At 47.0% G+C, this 17,596-nt stretch carries 13 protein-coding genes; 8 read left to right on the forward strand and 5 right to left on the reverse strand.

The features are described from left to right. Nucleotides 1-21: 21 nt before the first annotated feature. Entirely contained in the window at nt 22-771 is a 750-nt protein-coding gene (locus BUB28_RS06080) for a glycosyltransferase family 2 protein (protein WP_242939945.1), read from the reverse strand. Between the two features lie 547 nt (nt 772-1,318). On the opposite strand from BUB28_RS06080, the gene rpmG reads away from it, so the two are divergent. The 5 genes from rpmG to rplA all read left to right on the forward strand — a co-directional run bounded on the left by rpmG (nt 1,319) and on the right by rplA (nt 3,611). Further along, nucleotides 1,319-1,468, forward strand: coding sequence for a 50S ribosomal protein L33 (gene rpmG / locus BUB28_RS06085; protein ID WP_009984160.1), 150 nt, complete (start codon nt 1,319-1,321; stop codon nt 1,466-1,468). A 17-nt stretch (nt 1,469-1,485) separates the two neighbouring features. Then, a complete protein-coding gene (gene secE / locus BUB28_RS06090) occupies nt 1,486-1,719 on the forward strand; it encodes a preprotein translocase subunit SecE (RefSeq protein WP_072949830.1) in 234 nt (77 codons plus the stop codon). A 25-nt stretch (nt 1,720-1,744) separates the two neighbouring features. Then, nucleotides 1,745-2,272 (forward strand): transcription termination/antitermination protein NusG, encoded by a 528-nt coding sequence (gene nusG / locus BUB28_RS06095; protein ID WP_072949833.1) that lies wholly within the window; start codon nt 1,745-1,747, stop codon nt 2,270-2,272. Between the two features lie 93 nt (nt 2,273-2,365). Continuing rightward, nucleotides 2,366-2,791, forward strand: coding sequence for a 50S ribosomal protein L11 (gene rplK / locus BUB28_RS06100; RefSeq protein ID WP_019680811.1), 426 nt, complete (start codon nt 2,366-2,368; stop codon nt 2,789-2,791). A 124-nt stretch (nt 2,792-2,915) separates the two neighbouring features. Then, nucleotides 2,916-3,611 carry a 50S ribosomal protein L1 gene (rplA, locus tag BUB28_RS06105; RefSeq protein WP_072949835.1) on the forward strand — a complete coding sequence of 232 codons (696 nt, stop codon included), beginning with the start codon at nt 2,916-2,918 and terminating at the stop codon, nt 3,609-3,611. A 50-nt stretch (nt 3,612-3,661) separates the two neighbouring features. On the opposite strand, the gene BUB28_RS06110 is transcribed toward rplA, so the two are convergent. The 4 genes from BUB28_RS06110 to BUB28_RS06125 all read right to left on the reverse strand — a co-directional run bounded on the left by BUB28_RS06110 (nt 3,662) and on the right by BUB28_RS06125 (nt 11,814). Further along, the gene (locus BUB28_RS06110) at nt 3,662-4,762 is read right to left on the reverse strand and encodes an Mbeg1-like protein (protein WP_081373404.1); all 1,101 of its coding nucleotides are present in this window, start codon (nt 4,760-4,762) and stop codon (nt 3,662-3,664) included. 190 nt (nt 4,763-4,952) lie between these two features. Continuing rightward, complete coding sequence (locus tag BUB28_RS06115) at nt 4,953-8,045, reverse strand: glycoside hydrolase family 9 protein (protein WP_072949837.1); 3,093 nt, start codon at nt 8,043-8,045, stop codon at nt 4,953-4,955. 291 nt (nt 8,046-8,336) lie between these two features. Further along, on the reverse strand, nt 8,337-10,820 hold the full coding sequence (locus BUB28_RS06120) for a glycoside hydrolase family 9 protein (RefSeq protein WP_072949839.1): 2,484 nt from the start codon (nt 10,818-10,820) through the stop codon (nt 8,337-8,339). Between the two features lie 190 nt (nt 10,821-11,010). After that, a complete protein-coding gene (locus tag BUB28_RS06125; RefSeq protein ID WP_081373405.1) occupies nt 11,011-11,814 on the reverse strand; it encodes a hypothetical protein in 804 nt (267 codons plus the stop codon). 351 nt (nt 11,815-12,165) lie between these two features. Between BUB28_RS06125 and BUB28_RS06130 the strand changes: the two genes are divergently transcribed. From BUB28_RS06130 to BUB28_RS06140, 3 genes are all read left to right on the forward strand, one after another. Further along, nucleotides 12,166-12,876, forward strand: a complete 711-nt coding sequence (locus BUB28_RS06130; RefSeq protein ID WP_072949843.1) for a ClpP family protease — start codon at nt 12,166-12,168, stop codon at nt 12,874-12,876. A gap of 91 nt (nt 12,877-12,967) precedes the next feature. After that, entirely contained in the window at nt 12,968-15,523 is a 2,556-nt protein-coding gene (locus tag BUB28_RS06135) for an FtsK/SpoIIIE family DNA translocase (RefSeq protein ID WP_072949845.1), read from the forward strand. An 86-nt stretch (nt 15,524-15,609) separates the two neighbouring features. Next, nucleotides 15,610-17,589, forward strand: a complete 1,980-nt coding sequence (locus tag BUB28_RS06140; RefSeq protein WP_072949847.1) for a YgiQ family radical SAM protein — start codon at nt 15,610-15,612, stop codon at nt 17,587-17,589. Nucleotides 17,590-17,596: the final 7 nt, after the last annotated feature.

Consider the following 17,596-nt stretch of genomic DNA (forward strand, 5'->3'; position numbering starts at 1 on the left):
AAATAATTCTGCATAGCAAAACTATTTATTATAATCATAGAACATTTCGTCCATTAATCTGTCATAGCCGGTGCGGTCGCCAAATGCAGCCTTGATAAGTGCTCCTGCATTTTTGAAAATGAGCTTGAAATACAGCCAGTCACCCATATCATCGTACTTTCTCGTGGAATTGATAAGATGATTTTTCCTGAGACAGCCGTACTTCTTTCCCTTTTTTCTGCCATAGGCTCTCAGTGCCTTTGCTGTGGCGATGTCCTCGCCTGCTTTCTTCTCAACAAATCCGCCGATAGCATCAAAATCAGACTTTCTCGCCCAGAATATACCGCAGTAAAGTCCCGTAAGCTTAAAGCCTGCACGGCACATAAGGTCATTGAGCCAAAGTGCAGCCGAATATCTCTCGAAACGCAGAGGAGCTCCGCCGCCTATGTACTTGCCGCTGTTAAGCATACCCAGTATCTCTCTCAATGTGTCCTCGGTCATTCGGTTGTCACAGTCAATAGTAACTATGACCTTTCCCCGTGCTGCGGCGATGCCTGCATTTCGGACTGTGGCTATACATCTGCTCTCGTCGGCAACTACCCGTGCGCCCTTTGCAAGTGCAAGCTCGGCGGTGCGGTCTGTACACCTGTTGCAGACGATTATTGTTTCGACTCCGCATCTGACACGGGCTGCTGCCCGATTTACCGAGTCTATGCACCTTTCCACATACTTTTCTTCGTTATGTGCAGGCACTATTACTGATATAGTGATATTGTCCGAAATAGTCATCATCTCCCCTGCCGCTTATTTTATACTATTATTATACATTTGCAGCGCAATCACATATTTTAAATGGAATTTGTGCTCCCTGAACAAAGTTCAGGGCAATAACCGCCTAAAGGCGGTTATTGCGTACATATTATATTATAAGCGTTTGAGGGGTAAAAGTCAATACTTACAGTCACCAGCGTAAACACGAGCGATGTAGATATCGCCCTTACATATGGTCATTGAGGTCATTCTGAAATAGCAGACTGCCAAAGGCAGCCCCTACATTTTAATCCGTCTGCACAGCAGACACCTTAACTTTTAACTCTCAATTCTCAACTCTTAACTCTCAACTTTCGTGCGGATAATATCCGCCCCTACAGGCTAAGGGCTAACGGCAAGGGGCTAAAGGCTTTTATTGCAGAAAAATTGCAAAAAAGGCTTGACATTTGGGATTTTATATGTTACAATATTAGTACCTCGTTGGGGGTTTATTTTTTTGTCCCCGTGCGAGGGAGGCAAACAACCTACCTTTGGTAACAAAGGAAGTACTAATTCAGGAGGTGCCGATATGAGAGTAAAGGTTACTTTAGCTTGTACAGAGTGCAAGCAGCGCAACTATGTTTCCAAGAAAAACAAGAAGAACGACCCTGACAGAATTGAAATGATGAAGCATTGCAAGTTCTGCAGAAAGCATACTCTTCACAAGGAAACAAAGTAATCGGAAGGGGTATTTTTATGGCTAAGAATACAACTTCGGAGAAGAAGTCCGAGAAAAAAGAAGGCGGAAAGATCCGCAAATGGTTCAAGGACCTCAAAGTCGAATTCAAAAAAGTGGTTTGGCCATCAAAGGAAACTGTCGTAACTAACACATCAGTCGTTGTAAGTGTTATTGTTGCATCAGCAGTTTTCGTAGGCGCAATAGATCAGCTTTTTATGTTCTTGATGCGTTTGATCTATAACGCTCACTAATTCAGAGGAGATCAGGAGGAGTATTATGTCAGAAGCAGCTAAGTGGTATGTTATCCACACATATTCAGGCTATGAGAATAAGGTAGCTCAGAATATTGAAAAGGTTGTCGAAAACCGTAAGCTTCATGAACTTATCCAAGAGGTCAGAGTTCCTACTGAAAGAGCAACTGAGATCACAGATGGAAAAACCAAAGAAGTAGAGCGTAAGACCTATCCGGGTTACGTTCTCGTCAAGATGATAATGAATGATGATTCATGGTATGTCGTTCGTAATACCAGAGGCTGTACAGGCTTCGTCGGACCTGCTTCAGAGCCTACTCCCCTTTCAGAAGAGGAAGTTGAAAAGCTCTTTGGCTTAGAGGTTTCTTCAGTTACTGTAAACTTCAAGGTCGGTGACAATGTCCGTATCTCAGGTACCGCTATGGACGGATTTATCGGTGTTGTTCAGAATATCAATCTTGAAGACCGTTCTGTAGACCTTCTTGTATCTATGTTCGGTCGTGAGACCCCCACTACCCTGCCTATAAGCCAGGTCGTATTAGTGGAGGATTAATTCAGGTCAAAAAGAACCCGCAGTATGGGTTCAGTGGGAGAGGTAAAATAATTCTTGCCTCGCCATTTACCACATTTATGGAGGTGCGAATACATGGCACAGAAAGTAGTTGGCTACATTAAGCTTCAGATCGCAGCAGGAAAGGCTACTCCTGCACCACCTGTTGGTCCGGCACTCGGTCAGCACGGTGTTAATATCATGGCATTCACAAAGGAATTCAACGAGAGAACAAAGAACGACATCGGAATGATCATTCCTGTTGTTATCACTGTTTACGCAGACCGTTCATTCTCGTTCATCACTAAGACTCCACCCGCAGCAGTCCTCATCAAGAAGGCTTGCAACATCAACAGCGGTTCAGGAGTACCTAATAAGACTAAGGTCGCTAACATCACAAAGGAACAGGTTCAGAAGATAGCTGAGACAAAGATGCCTGACCTCAACGCAGGTTCACTCGAAGCAGCTATGAGCATGATCGCTGGTACAGCTCGTTCAATGGGCGTTGTAGTTGTTGACTAATCAATTTTTTGAATGATGAAGTGGGAATATATTCCCGTTCAGAGTTCTATTGGTGGGAGGAAAATTCCGCTAATCGGGTATGCTATAAGCACCCGGTATTACCACTTAAATAGGAGGAAATATAATGAAACACGGCAAGAAATATGTTGACAGCGCAAAGGCTGTTGATTATGCAAAGCAGTATGAGTCCTCAGAGGCTCTTGACTTAGTTTGCAAGAATGCAAAGGCTAAGTTTGATGAAACTATAGAAGCACACATCCGTCTTGGTGTTGACTCAAGACACGCTGACCAGCAGGTTAGAGGTGCAGTTGTTCTCCCTAACGGTACAGGTAAGACTGTTCGTGTATGCGTATTCTGCAAGGAAGACAAGTATGAGGCTGCTCAGGGCGCAGGCGCAGAGTTCGTTGGCGGTCAGGATCTCGTAGATAAGATCATGAAGGAAAACTGGATGGACTTCGACGTTGTTATCGCTTCACCTGACATGATGGGTCTTGTTGGTCGTCTTGGTAAGGTTCTCGGACCTCGTGGTCTTATGCCAAACCCAAAGGCTGGTACTGTAACTCCTGACGTTGCAAAGGCTGTTACAGAGGCTAAGGCTGGTAAGATCGAGTATCGTCTTGATAAGACAAACATCATTCACTGTCCTATCGGTAAGGCTTCATTCGGTGCTGCTAAGCTCGAAGAGAACTTCAACACACTTATGGAAGCTGTTGTTAAGGCAAAGCCTGCTGCTGCTAAGGGTACTTACCTCAAGAGCTGCACAGTTACTTCAACAATGGGCCCCGGTGTTCCGGTTGCTACAGCTAAGTACGGTGTTTGATCGATAAATAGCTAATATTAAAGGCTTCACATTACTGTGAAGCCTTTTTGTTATTGTGGTTTGAATATCGCACCCGTTCCGTCCTTGGCTATCTTTTTGATCGCGCCCTTCATTATCGCCTGCTGTTCGGGTCTCAGTTTTGAATACGCCTTGATGAGCGCAGGATAAAGCCGAAGCTTGTTTATCTCCTTCAGAGTATCCTTATCTGTGGAATTCAACACCTCAAACAACGAATCCGTGAATATCTGTCTCTCGGTGTCGCTGAATTCGTCAAGAAGTCCCGAAATAGCCTTGTTTATAACATCTCCCGACTTTTTCAGCTTATCCTTCAGCACAAAGCGATTGCGGCGCAGCTCCCAGCTGTAGGAAAAATGCTGTCCCAGTCCGATAGCCGAATTCTTTACGATCTTCGGCTCGCTGCTGCTTCCGAGAAGCATACCCACTATCGAGACCTGCGGTATATAGCACCTGATGAACGGCAGCATCATCTTATATGCATCTGAATCGATGATCTCGTCCCTGAATCCGGGACCGTCATAGGAATAGATATCCTTTATGCAGCGGCGGATATTCTCCTCGCAGAACATTGAACTGTATATAGCAAAATTGCCGCCCTTCGAGTGACCGCCGAGGCGTACCACATCTGCTCCCGAATAAGCCTTGTCAACATAACAGACTGCCTGCTGCTGTCCCGAGGTCTGCTGCATAAAGCTGAGATTAAAGTCCTCTTTCCAGCCTACAACCGTACCGTCAGTGCCGCGGAATGCTATAAAATCGCTTCCGTCGGGAAGTCTGTAGGTCAGCGCGGAAAATTGCAGATCAGCAGAATGTTCCACCATGCTGACATATCCGCACAAAAGCGTACCGCGGTAGCGTCTTGACTCAGCAAGCTTTCTGAACAGCATATTATCCTGCTCAAACGTTATTATTCTAAGCTTTTTATCAATTTTTTCGGGATCGTATATTTTATACGCCTCGGGAATAGTAATAGTCTCCGAAAAGCTCTCGGAAACCACACCTTCCAGAGGTACATAACAGAACTGCGATAATACCAATCCGTCTATTTCATTGAACGGGTCGGCTGAAAACGAAACATCTCCCCGCCAGTCGAGGTAATCAAGAATGTTCGCCAGAAAAGTCCCCCCTGTCATACATAATACGCACACTAAAAAGCATAGTGTCAAACCAATAAATAATGGTCATGCAGTGACATTGTCTTTTTCTATCTTCATAAATTTATTATATCACTTTTCTGTCACATTTTCAATAGGCAGATATACAAAAAACCGAGCGGAATAAACCGCTCGGTTTTAATAGAAGCATAAGCTTCGTGATTACTAATTACTTAGTAGGATCAAGTGAAGAGATCTTGTTGAGGAGGAAGTTCTGAATACGAACTGCGTCCTGAGTTGTGATGCCCTTGCTTGATATATCAACGTCAGCGTTAGCCTTACCCTGTGCAGTGATAGCAGACTTGTCTGAACCGCCCTCACCGTACTTGTTCGGGTTAGCAAGGCTCTGCATGATAAGAACGATATCGCCCATATCTACTTCGCCGTCGCAGTTAGCGTCGCCCCAAACTGTTGCGCCAGGAGTTACAATTGGGTTAGTAACTGTTGTTGTAACAACAGGCTGTGTAACTGTAGTTGTTGTTGTAGGAGGTACAGGATCACCAACGTAAGAATATGTTGCTTCCTTATCCTGGAGGAACTCAACGATCCAAGCAAGAGGAGCATTCCAGTTGATTGTAACCTCGTTAGTTGACCAAGCTTCGATAGAGTCAACGAAGCATCTCTGTGACGGGTTGTCCTTCTTACCAGGAACGAATCCGAGAGCACGTACATATGGATCCTGGAGACCAGCGTTAGGACCGCCTGAGAGAACTCCGTCAGGAGCCATAGGCAGAGTCTTATCGAGCTCGTGTGACCAGTATCTGTGGTGAGGATTCTTCTCCATGTATGTACCGTAACCAGTTACATATGAGAATGAAAGTGGGTTACAGCCGAGGAGGTAGTTCATACCTGTAAGTACACCGTTCATGTACTTAGCGTCCTGACCTGAAAGGTCATAAGCATAAGACATAACCATGAGGTTGTTGATAACCATTGAGTTTGAACCCCACTCATAACCGTAGATAACGATATCTGGGTCGAGGTTGTTCTCATCTGTGTATCCGTTACCGTCATACTTGTATGGGATACCATAACCCTGTTTTTCTTCTTCCTTGATGTACTCATCAGCAGTTGCAAGAACAGATTTCTTAAGTGTGCTGTACTGCTCATCTGTAAGGATCTCCGGGTGGAGAAGAAGTGAGAGTGAACCAGCAGCATTTGTATTACCCCAGTTAAGAGCTGTGAATGAACCGTCCTTGTTCTCACCGCCTGTAATTCTTACAGGAACCTTGAATGCATTTGTATAATCAGAAAGCTTTGTGAGATATGTATCAGCAGCAGAATCGCCGAGAATCTTAGCAGATGTGAAGATCTCGCAAGCTGCCCAGTAGAAGTCGTCCTTAACCTCGTTATCACCGTAAGGACCACCGCCCTTAGCCTGAAGCATAGGAGCATAGAGAGACTTCTCGTTGTGCTCTTCGTCAGAATCAGCAGGATAGTAGTTCTTCTCAGCAGCCTCATAAGCAGCGATAGCTTCCTTGAGGTAGAATGCAGACTTCTCTTCGTCATAAGGCTTGATAAGTCTTGCCATCTGAGCTGAACAAGCTGAATAGTTCAGTGTAGCAGCAAACGTTGGTGGCTTAACGATACGCTCTGTATTCCAGCCCTTTGAACCGTCCTCAAGCTTCTCACCTGAGTAGTCCCAAGGTCTTGTAGCAAGTCCTGTCCACTTGTGGTCGTGGAGCTTGTGGTAAACCATTCCTGCATACTTGCCCCATGTAGGCTCTGAGCTGTCAACCTTCATAGCTGTCATGAATTCGAGCTCGTAGAGACACTCATCAATGATATCAGGAATCTTCTTTGAGTCGCCGCTCTCAGGGATATTTACTGTGCCTGAACCGTCAGCGAACTTAGCAGCTGTCTTCTCGTTGAATGTAGCTCTCTCATACATGTTGAGGAGAGTCCAGATTGAGATACCGCCGTTAACAACGTACTTACCGTGGTCACCAGCATCGTACCAGCCCTTGTTAGCTGTGATTGTAGATGAAGCGTATGTAGATGTAGCTTCTGTGTTCTCAAGATACTCGTTCTTCCAGATCTTCTGAACGTAAGCCTTATCTGTCTTATGACCGCCCTCGTGAGCAAGAGTCTTTGTATCACCTGATGTGATGTACTTAGCATCTATATCGATACCTGAACGGTTCTGATAGAAGTAGTTAAGAGCATTCTTGAGCATATCGTGTGACTTGTCTGTGTAGATGTCATCACCGATATTGAATTCCATTGATCTCCAGTTCTTGCCCTTGATGCGGAGATAGTATCTGCCAGCTGTAGTAGCCTTTGAGAAGTCGATCTTGCAAACTGTATCAGCAGAATCAGCATCCTTCATAGCTGAACCTGTCTCACCTGTCTCTACAACAGTGCCTGACTTAGCGTCAACGAGTTCCCATGTATATGTGCCTGAAAGGTCGATAGTAGATGCACCGTGGAGGATATCACCCTTGTTATCGCCCAGTGTAGCTGTCTTTGCGAAGTTTGTGAAGTAACCGATCTGGTTTACGGAAATGAAGTTAACGAGCTCGCCGTCTTCCTTCATCTTGCTGTCGAACTTAGCTGAGTAATCACGGTTTGTTGCGCCGTATCCTTCGTCAGGATCAGCATTACAGCAACCCTCGCCGGGAGCCTTGTCACCGCAGGTTACACAGTCGATAACCATGTCATCGAACCAGATCTCATCGTTTGCTTCAGCGTTGCCCTGGTACTTAGTACCCTTTGCATAGTGGAAGCACCACTCAGCAGCCTCGAGATCCTCTGTAGGCTTGAATGTACCCTCAAATGTCTGCCAGTCAGTTGTAAGCTTAACAGCTGCCTGTGGCCACTGACCGCCCATGTGAGGACCCATGTGCATATCATTAGAACCGCCATCGAGCTCGAAGTACTCTTCGTTACCTGAGATGTCACCGATCTTTGAGCAAAGCTCCATGCCAGCTCTCTTAGCCTTTACCTTAAAGCTTACCTTGTACTCGTGGCCAGCCTTGAATGCGAGGTTTCTGTGTCTGAACTGAAGATCCCACTTCTCGTGATCAGCACCCTCCGGTACCTTGATCATAACGTGGAATGTGCCATCCTTTGTAAGCTCAAAGTTCTGCTTAGCAGGTGATGACTCACAAGTGTGCCAAGGCAGAGCCTTGTGATCGAATGTACTCTCACCAACTACGAGACCAGCAGAAGCTGTCATAGGAGCAATTGTAGCTACTGCAGCAGGTGCAATTGTAGCCATAGCCATAACGCTGGCAAGAAGCTTTTTAGTTTTCTTGTGCATTTGAATACCCTCCCTGAATATTTAAGAATATAGTTTATAACGAGGTGTCAGTGCAAACACATCGTATATATACCGTAAATTCGAGCAATGAGCCTTTACGTCCTGTCGGACTCTGCACTTATCCGACTCATCAATCATATTATATTATATCGAAAAAAAAAAGTAAATAGTTTTCTTGAAATTCGTGCAATCGACTAATGGGAGTTTTAAAATTCTGTACAACATGAACAAAAAGGTAAAAAAAATAAGAGGGAAAGATTTCCCTCTTATTTCTATTTTGTGAATTAATTATTATTTTTTCTCAGGAAGCTCTGTAATGATATGAAGCAGGTATTTCTGGAGTGTCTGAGCATCATTTGTAGTGAGCTTTGAGCCGTTGTCGTAAACGTCTGCATTAGCGATTCCCTGTGCTGTGATATGGTGGTCATCTGTACCGTTTACGCCGTATTTATTCGGATTTGCAAGGCTCTGCATTACGAGAACGATGTCTCCAAAATCCACCTCGCCGTCACAGTTAGCATCTCCCCACTTTGTAACAGCTGGACCTTCAGTTTCTTCTGTTGTTGTAACGACAGTTGTGACTGTTGTTGTTGCTGTTGTTGTGGTTGTTGTGGTTGTTTTTCCTGTTGTTGTAGTTGTGGTTGTTGGAGTACTCCCATTGCTCTTCTTTGTACATGGCTTTGCAACGAACTTTGTTCCGTCAGGCTCTTCGCCCCATACAAGCTCGCCGTTTACATACATAGGCATATGCTCGTTGAGAGAGTCAGCCTTCTTGAGGTCTGAAGCCTTTGCAAGGCCGCCGAGGTATGACCAGTCGTTTGTAGCGTCCCATGCGCCTGCTGTAGACTTGCCGTCTATTGCATCAGGGATAGAAATTCTGAACTGCACCTCATCTCTGTGCTCGCTCTGACCTGTAGGCTGGATAGCTCTGCCGTCCTCGAACTTGATGAGTGCATAGTAGGTATTGCCTGTTGTATCCTTTTCGTACTTATAAGGACCTGAAACAGTTGCATAGCCCTGCTCGCCTTCCTTATACTGCTGTGACTTGCCCTCTACCTTGATATCATCAACAGAGAGACCGTTTTCGATAACTTCGGATACGTCGAAGAAGTATCTGTACTCAACGTCCTTTGCAACTCTTGCAGGCCAAGCTGTGTGGTTCATTGCCCATACCTTGAGCTCTGTATAGCTTGCAGCAGGTGTACCGTTGATAACTGCTGCTACCTCCCACTCAGGCCATGAAGGTGTTTCATCGGGTGGGAATGAAGGGTCAGTAGTTCCGCCGTAATCATCAACAAGTGCGCAGAGACAAGCTGTATAGCCTGCGTTGTAGTCGATAGCTACCTCTGAATACTCATACTTTGATACATCGTTTACGTATTTGCCTGTCTGATCGGGACCGCCGACGAGAGCGCCGTAAAGAGTATGTGCATACTCTGTCTGCCAGCCCTCTGCACCGCCTGATGCCTGACCGAGGTGGTTCCAGTGGTCATCATGGATACCTGAAGCAGTTCTGTGGTGGAATGCTGTAGGCTGCTTGTCGCCCATACCGAGAACATAGCTCATCTTCAGACCGTTATCGCCGAAGATGTAATCCATCTGCCCCTTTGCCCACTTGTTATACTTATCCTGAAGCGAGCTGTTATCCTTGAAGATAGTATCGCTTGCGAGCTTTGCGAGCCAGCAGGTAGCACTTACGTGACGTGCAGAGCCCCATGAGAACAGCCAAGCCATTCCGTCGGGAGTATACTGTACCTTCTTGCCCTTAGCACCGTCTATCCAGTAATCGAGGTGATCTGTAACGTGCTGTATCCATTCCTCGCTCTTTGTTTCCTGTGCATAGAGGAGTGCTGCTGCCTGAGAAGTATCGTCCCAGCAGAGACCCCATGTGAATTTACGATCCTTTGACTGATCCTCTAACGGGAACTTAGGGATATAATCGCTCTCTACCTTGTCCATGTAGCTCTTGTCGCCTGTAGCTCTGTAGAGCCAGATAGCAGCGAACATACAGTCATCTACCCATGAGGAAGGATTGTACATACTTCCCATAGCACCGTTTTCGTTATTTCTTATCTTATCGGCAGTCTTGAAATAGGTCTTTGCCTGATCCAGATAAGCCTTAGCCTTATCAGGCTGAGTATCCTTGAACATGATATATCCCTCAGCAAGAGCTGCTGCGGAAAGTGCCATTGTACAGGAGTCGTCTATTTCATCATAAGGACGCTTCCAGTCACCGCCGTTGAGGTGATGCTTGCGGAGGTATACCTCTGAGCTGCACCAGATGTTGTGGTCTGTAGAGCCGCCCTTGAAGTCACCTATAGTACCGATTATCTTGTCGCCTCTGTCGCACTGCATGAGGTAATCAAGACCCCACTGTACGTTATTGCGGTATAACTCGCCAAGTCCCTGCTTGTCTACAGCGTCCTTGTATTCAAGGTAGCCCCATGCAAGTATAGCAGCTGTATAAGCATTTGTAAGAGTAAACTTGAAGTGGTCGCCTGCATCGTACCAGCCGCCCTTGCATACGTCTGTTTCCTCGCCGCTTTCATCGACCATGGAATCAGCCTTCCATGCTACTTCATTCCACTCAGGGAGTTTGCCTGCCTGCTGTACCTCATAGAAGAACATTGACTTCTGGAGAGCTTCAGCATAGTTGTACTTGGAAGCATCTGCTGCTACTGCTTTTCCGCCCTCTGTGCTGTTGGGCATATAAGCAAGTACGCCTGCTGACATAGCCAGCGCAGAAACTGCTGCCGTTATTTTTTTGATTATCATATTTAATACCCCTCTCGTATTAATTATTTTCAGGCGCGTTTATTCCACACCTATACATTTTAAATATACAATATCCACACTGATTTGTCAAGTAAAAAATAACAATTTCCACAAAAGGTATACATTATAATATATAAAAACGCGGCATGGGATAACCACACCGCGCTCTCTTACATTATATGATGTTTACTCAGGGCATCCATGTGATAGAAACATATCTCATCTGATCGGAGTCCGTATCAAATGTGAAACGATATCCGCTTGTACCCAGGTACCTTTCTGACTTGATCTTATACTCTACATTGCCGTAATCGTCTGCCTCGGCACCGTCGGGAGCCTTCTCAAGAAGCTCGTCCTTCTTGAGTGTAAGTGGGAAAGAAAAGCCTACGTGCTTTGCGCAGTCGTTGAGGTTTGCTATAGTCTCATTGTTGATGCTTTCGGAATAATCAGCATGAGGAGTATATATAGTTGCCCATCTTACGTATGAAACAGGACATTCCTTCTCCTTCTTTCCCTCATCTGTAGCATTGATGAACTGGAACTGAAGCGAAGTATAATCGTTTATCTGTACTGTGTATGTGCTTGTTTCATAGTTTGAGTTTACGTTGTTGTCGATATTGTTGAGGTCATTCTTATCGAAGGGGATACCGCCGTCGATAAGGTCCTGTAATGTAGCTTCACCAAGCTTGTATACCTTGCCGTCATAAGCAAAGGCTCTGTTGTCGAAATCAACATACTTGTCGCCGAGACCGTCAACGAGCTTGAATTCGTCATATTCGGGAGCAGCAGCACTTGTGGTCGTTTCCTCCTCAGAAGAAGCTTCTGTTGTAGTTTCTTCCTCGGTTTCTGTTGTCTTTTCCTCTGTTGTCTCAGCAACAGTAGTAGTTTCTGCTTCCTTCTTGTCAGATTTTTCCTTCTTTGAGCTTTCCGACTCACCGCAGGCTGTAAGACCCATCATAGCCACGAGAGCGATAGCCAATAATTGTTTTTTCATTCTCATATTCTCCTTTTCCACTCGACTAAGAGTGATATTTCGACATTATTATACCACTTGCAATTTTTTAAGTCAATAAAACAGCAATTCAAAAGTAAAAAATCATAACTTATATGCGTTTTTTACGAAAGCGGTGTAATTTTATTATGCACAACTTACAATTTACGCTTGATTTGTAATATATAATGCACGATTTGCAACTATCATGTGTTTTAACGGTGTCATTCCGTCCCTTCACGGCTATGGTCTAAGGGCTAAACATCATATCTTGACTTTTGAAATGCAAAAGTATATAATAATAGTGTATATGCTCCCGAAAGCTGCGCAAAATAGCTCTCGGAGGTGTATTAAATGTCAGACGAAAAAACACAGGACAAGTCCGCTTCGGAGGAGCTTCTTGACGAGGCTGAGCTTGCCCGCGAGAACGGACAGTCGGTTTCGCGGAATTCAAAGCACCTTATCCACTGCCTTTCGGTAGTCGGACAGATAGAAGGTCACTATGTCCTGTCGGAACAGAACAAGACTACCAAATACGAGCATATTATCCCTGCTCTCGTCGCTGTCGAACAGGACAGGAGCGTTGAGGGACTGCTCATAATACTCAACACCGTCGGCGGAGATGTGGAGGCAGGGCTTGCTATCGCAGAGCTTATCTCAGGCATGAAAACTCCCACCGTTTCCCTTGTTGTCGGCGGCGGACATTCCATAGGAGTCCCCCTTGCGGTAAGCGCAAAACGCTCCTTTATCGTCCCAACAGCTTCAATGACCATTCACCCCGTCCGCATGAACGGCACCGTTCTCGGAGTGCCGCAGACTCTCTCATATTTCGACAAGATGCAGGACAGGATAGTGAGATTTGTTACGAAAAACAGCAATATCACGGAGGGAAACTTCCGTACTCTGCTGATGAACACTCAGGAGCTGGTCCTTGACGTAGGAAGCGTCATCGAGGGTGAAAAAGCCGTAGAACTGGGACTTATCGACAGTCTCGGAAGTCTCGGCGACGCTATGGACTGTTTGTACGATATGATAGAAAATACAGAAAAAAGATATGCGGACTGACCGCAGCTGTGCCGAAACGCGCTTTTTTGCACCGAAAATATGATACAATGGCACAGCTACATATATTTTACAGAACAAAACGGAGGCTAAAATGGCACAGACACAGACTAAAAAAAAGGCTTCGGCAAAGACTCAGAAAAAGCCCGAGGCTCCCAAAAGAGAGCCCGTAAAAAGCAATAAAAAGACCGCACCGCAGAACGAAAGCAATCAGCTGTGGTCTATAATTCTTTTCGCACTCGGTATACTTTCCGCTCTCATGGTACTGGTGAGAGGTACAAAGGGCTGGCTCGCCCTGCATAATCTCCTGCTGGGACTCTTCGGCATAGCGGCTTTTCTTATTCCCGTTATACTTATTTACACCGCTATAAAGCTTGGCACAGAGCAGACAAGAAAAAATATCAGCGGCAGAACTGTATGGTGCATAGCAATGATATTCCTTGCAAGTGCAGCCTTTCAGATATTTTTTGTTGGCGAGATACCCGAAAAACAGCGCTTTCTCAATCAGCTGAAATCTCTGTACAAAAACGGTACCGACCTGAAAAGCGGCGGCGTGGCAAGTATGCTCATCGCAGGTCCTCTGCTCAGATTTTTCGGCAAGCTTGGCGCAAGGCTCATATCGCTGGTACTTTTCTTCGTTTTCGGTATGCTCCTTTCGGGACGCGGCCTCATCGACTTCCTGCGGCTTCTTGCTACTCCATTCGTATTCATAGGCAAATGCATTAACGGCATACAGAATATGTTCATCGGCGGCGAATTCGTAGACGCTTTCGGTGACGACGACCTTGACGACGACAAGGAGAAAAAAGACTTTGACGCAGACCTTGAAGCTATCAGCATGACAAACCGCCGCAAGTCCACACGCAAGCCCTCGGAAAAGGCTGCACAGGACGAGCGCGATGTAGAGGGGCTCCCTGACGGATTTTTCGATATCCCACTTCCTACCGACCACCTTATCGACTACGGCGAGGAAGAGGCAGCAGCTATTCCAGAGCCGCCTGCTGAGGAGGAAAAGCCTCCCGTACATCTGACAGCTCCTGTAATAGAGGAAACTGCCGAGCCCGAGCCCACTGACGAAGGACTTGAACAGCTTATAAGCAAGGCTGCCGATAAGCCTGCTCCCACCGAGGAGGTCATCGAGGAGGAGACCGAGCCCGAAGAAGAAAAGCCTGTATACATACTTCCGCCGATAGATATTCTCACACGCCCTGTTGTACGCTCGAACCGCACCGAGGCTATGGTGGAAATGCGTGAAAAGGCAGAGGTCATCGTGAACACGCTCAAAAGCTTCGGCGTTACAGTAAGGATAAAGGACCTTATCCGCGGTCCTTCCATCACACGTTACGAAATACAGCCGGGCCCCGGTATCAAGGTATCGAAGATAAAGGGACTCGAAGACGATATCGCCCTCAGCCTTGCTGCTCAGGGTGTACGTATAGAAGCGCCTATCCCCGGAAAGGCTGCTGTAGGCATCGAGATACCTAACTCCACAAAGGATATGGTAACTCTCCGCGAGATACTCACCTCCTCCGAATTCAGAGAGTCAAAGAGCAAGCTTGCCTTTGCAGTCGGCAAGGATATCACGGGCAATGCCATAGTCGGCGATATCGCAAAGATGCCTCACGTTATCATCGCAGGTACTACGGGTTCAGGTAAATCCGTCTGCACCCGTTCTATTATAATGAGTATCCTCTACAACGCAAATCCCGACGAAGTAAAGCTCATACTCATCGACCCGAAGATAGTTGAATTCAAGATATTCGAGAATATACCGCATCTTCTCATTCCTATCGTAACAGACTGCAAACGTGCCGCAGGTGCGCTGTGCTGGGCTGTAAACGAGATGATGCGCAGATACAATATATTTGCTGAAGCAGGCGCAAACGACCTGCGCTCATACAACGAGCTTGCAGAGGTGGACGGCGACCGCTCACCAATGCCGCAGATAGTTGTATTCATCGACGAGCTTGCCGATATGATGCTGGTGGCAGGCAAGGACGTTGAGGACTACATCTGCCGTCTTGCACAAATGGGACGTGCCGCAGGTATGCACCTTGTTGTTGCAACACAGCGTCCTACCACAGACGTTATCACAGGTCTTATCAAGGCAAATATACCGAGCCGTATCGCACTCTCGGTAAAATCCGTCACCGACTCCCGTACTATCATTGATATGGGCGGTGCAGACAAGCTCCTGGGCAATGGCGATATGCTGTATATGCCTATAGGCGCAGGCAAGCCTGTCCGTGTACAGGGCTGCTTCTCGTCAAATGAAGATATCGCGGAGACAGTCCGATACATAAAGGCTCAGGCTGACGTTACCTACGATCCTGCTATCACAGGTGCTGTTGAGGGCTATACTCCGCAGTCTCAGGGCGGCTCTGGCAGCTCTGACAGCGGTTCGGCTGTAGGCAGCGGAAGTGATGAGGACATAGTTGAGGCAGCTATAAAAGTGGCTGTGGAAGCCGGTCAGCTCTCAACATCAATGCTCCAGCGTAAGCTGAAGCTCGGCTACGCAAGAGCTGCACGTATAATGGACGAGCTTGAAGAACGCGGAGTTATCGGTGCAAGCGAGGGTGCAAAGCCCCGTAAGGTACTCATGTCGAAAATGCAGTACGACGAGTGGAGACTGCGCAGAATGGACGAATAATAACCAGTGATCCGTAGGGGTTAAGGGCGCGGAACACCGAGGGCGGCGTTCCCTACAAATAGAGGTTAAAGAAAAGGGGGACAACAATGTACGAAGGCTTTCTTCCTACAACTAAAAAAGAAATGGACGAGCTTGGCATAGAGCAGTTCGATTTCATATACATAACAGGTGATGCCTACGTTGACCACCCCAGCTTCGGTGCGGCTATAGTCACAAGGCTCATACAGGATATGGGCTATACCGTAGGTATCATCTCACAGCCCGACTGGCACACGGATAAGGACTTCCGACGCTTCGGTGCGCCGAAATACGCCTTTCTGGTCACAGCAGGCAATATAGACTCTATGGTAGCTCATTATACCGCAGCAAAGCGTAAACGCTCCGATGACGCTTACACCGCAGGCGGTGTCGCAGGCAAACGCCCTGACAGAGCCGTTATCGTCTACTGTCAGAAACTCCGCGAATACTTCGGGGATATCCCCATAGCTATCGGCGGACTGGAGGCTTCTCTGCGCCGTTTTGCCCACTACGACTACTGGGACGACGCTGTGCGCCCCTCCGTGCTTGTGGACAGCGGAGCTGATATACTCATGTACGGCATGGGCGAACACCAGATACAGGAGCTTTGTCCCCGTCTTGCCGCAGGTGAGGATATACATAATATGACGGATATACGCGGCATATGCTATCTGACAGAGCCTGTGAACACACCTATAGGCGCGGCTCAGTGCCCTTCCTTCGAGCAGGTGCGGGACAGCAAGACCGAATATGCAAAGGCTGTAAAGATACAGTACGACTGGCAGGACGAGGTCTACGGAAAGACCATAATCCAGCGTCACGGCAAACAAATGCTGGTACAGACTCCCCCTGCCTACAGTCTCACTACCGAGGAGCTCGACCACATTTATTCTCTCCCCTATACCCGTGCAATACACCCCTCCTATGAGGCTTTGGGCGGTGTACCCGGTATCGAGGAGGTACGCTTTTCTATAACACATAACCGCGGCTGCTTTGGCTACTGCAATTTCTGCTCCATAGCTCTGCATCAGGGCAGACGCATAACCGTAAGAAGCGTTGAATCGGTACTAAAAGAGGCTGAAAGAATTACTCAGATGCCCGATTTCAAGGGATATATACACGACGTAGGCGGTCCTACGGCGGATTTCCGCCGCCCCTCCTGCGACAAGCAGATAACAAAGGGACTGTGCATGGGCAAGAAATGCCTTGCTCCAACACCATGTCCCGCACTTAAAGTTGACCACACGGAATACCTCTCCATGCTCAGAAAGATACGCAAGGTAAAGGGTGTGAAAAAGGTGTTTATCCGCTCGGGCATACGTTACGATTACCTCATTGAGGACAAAGACGACGAATTCATGCGCGAGCTTATCATGCACCATGTAAGCGGTCAGCTCAAAGTCGCTCCCGAGCACTGCTCGGCGGTAGTCCTTGACAAAATGGGCAAGCCCCATATCGAAGCCTACAAACGCTTTCAGAAGCGTTTCTACGAAATAACAAAGGGTATGGGAAAGGAGCAGTATCTCGTCCCCTATCTCATGTCCTCACACCCGGGAAGCACTCTCAACGAAGCTATAGACTTGGCTGTTTTCCTGAAAGAAAACAAGATACGTCCCGAGCAGGTGCAGGACTTCTACCCCACCCCCGGTACTATCTCAACAGCCATGTTCTATACGGAGCTTGACCCGTATACAATGGAAAAGGTTTACGTACCGAAAACACCTAAGGAAAAGGCTATGCAGCGTGCTCTGCTGCAATACTTCCGCCCTCAGAACAGAGAGATAGTCCTCGAAGCCCTCAAAGCCGCAGGCAGACGCGACCTCATTGGCTCGTCACCCAAATGCCTCATCGAGGGAGACTCTCACAGACAGGGAAATACTCCCCGAAAGGGCGGTGACAAGTCCTGGCAAAATACTTCAAAGACACGGAAAGCTTCGTCCAAGCAGCAGGAGAGAAATACAAGCTCAATGCGCAGCAAAAACAGTACCTCAGGGAACTGGCAGAAGAACGGCAAAAAGAACGCGCCGCACGGAAAGAAAAAGCATTAAAGTTCAT

Origin of the sequence: Ruminococcus flavefaciens (assembly GCF_900143025.1) — a bacterium.
GTDB classification, from domain to species: Bacteria; Bacillota; Clostridia; order Oscillospirales; family Ruminococcaceae; genus Ruminococcus; species Ruminococcus flavefaciens_I.

Excerpts from the sequence above, each read along its gene's own strand:
- BUB28_RS06130 (WP_072949843.1), top strand. The coding sequence starts at position 12,166 with ATGTCAGACGAAAAAACACAGGACAAGTCCGCTTCGGAGGAGCTTCTT.
- BUB28_RS06125 (WP_081373405.1), bottom strand. The coding sequence starts at position 11,814 with ATGAAAAAACAATTATTGGCTATCGCTCTCGTGGCTATGATGGGTCTT.
- BUB28_RS06120 (WP_072949839.1), bottom strand. The coding sequence starts at position 10,820 with ATGATAATCAAAAAAATAACGGCAGCAGTTTCTGCGCTGGCTATGTCA.
- BUB28_RS06140 (WP_072949847.1), top strand. The coding sequence starts at position 15,610 with ATGTACGAAGGCTTTCTTCCTACAACTAAAAAAGAAATGGACGAGCTT.
- rplK (WP_019680811.1), top strand. The coding sequence starts at position 2,366 with ATGGCACAGAAAGTAGTTGGCTACATTAAGCTTCAGATCGCAGCAGGA.
- BUB28_RS06115 (WP_072949837.1), bottom strand. The coding sequence starts at position 8,045 with ATGCACAAGAAAACTAAAAAGCTTCTTGCCAGCGTTATGGCTATGGCT.
- rpmG (WP_009984160.1), top strand. The coding sequence starts at position 1,319 with ATGAGAGTAAAGGTTACTTTAGCTTGTACAGAGTGCAAGCAGCGCAAC.
- BUB28_RS06080 (WP_242939945.1), bottom strand. The coding sequence starts at position 771 with ATGATGACTATTTCGGACAATATCACTATATCAGTAATAGTGCCTGCA.
- BUB28_RS06110 (WP_081373404.1), bottom strand. The coding sequence starts at position 4,762 with ATGACAGGGGGGACTTTTCTGGCGAACATTCTTGATTACCTCGACTGG.
- rplA (WP_072949835.1), top strand. The coding sequence starts at position 2,916 with ATGAAACACGGCAAGAAATATGTTGACAGCGCAAAGGCTGTTGATTAT.
- secE (WP_072949830.1), top strand. The coding sequence starts at position 1,486 with ATGGCTAAGAATACAACTTCGGAGAAGAAGTCCGAGAAAAAAGAAGGC.
- BUB28_RS06135 (WP_072949845.1), top strand. The coding sequence starts at position 12,968 with ATGGCACAGACACAGACTAAAAAAAAGGCTTCGGCAAAGACTCAGAAA.
- nusG (WP_072949833.1), top strand. The coding sequence starts at position 1,745 with ATGTCAGAAGCAGCTAAGTGGTATGTTATCCACACATATTCAGGCTAT.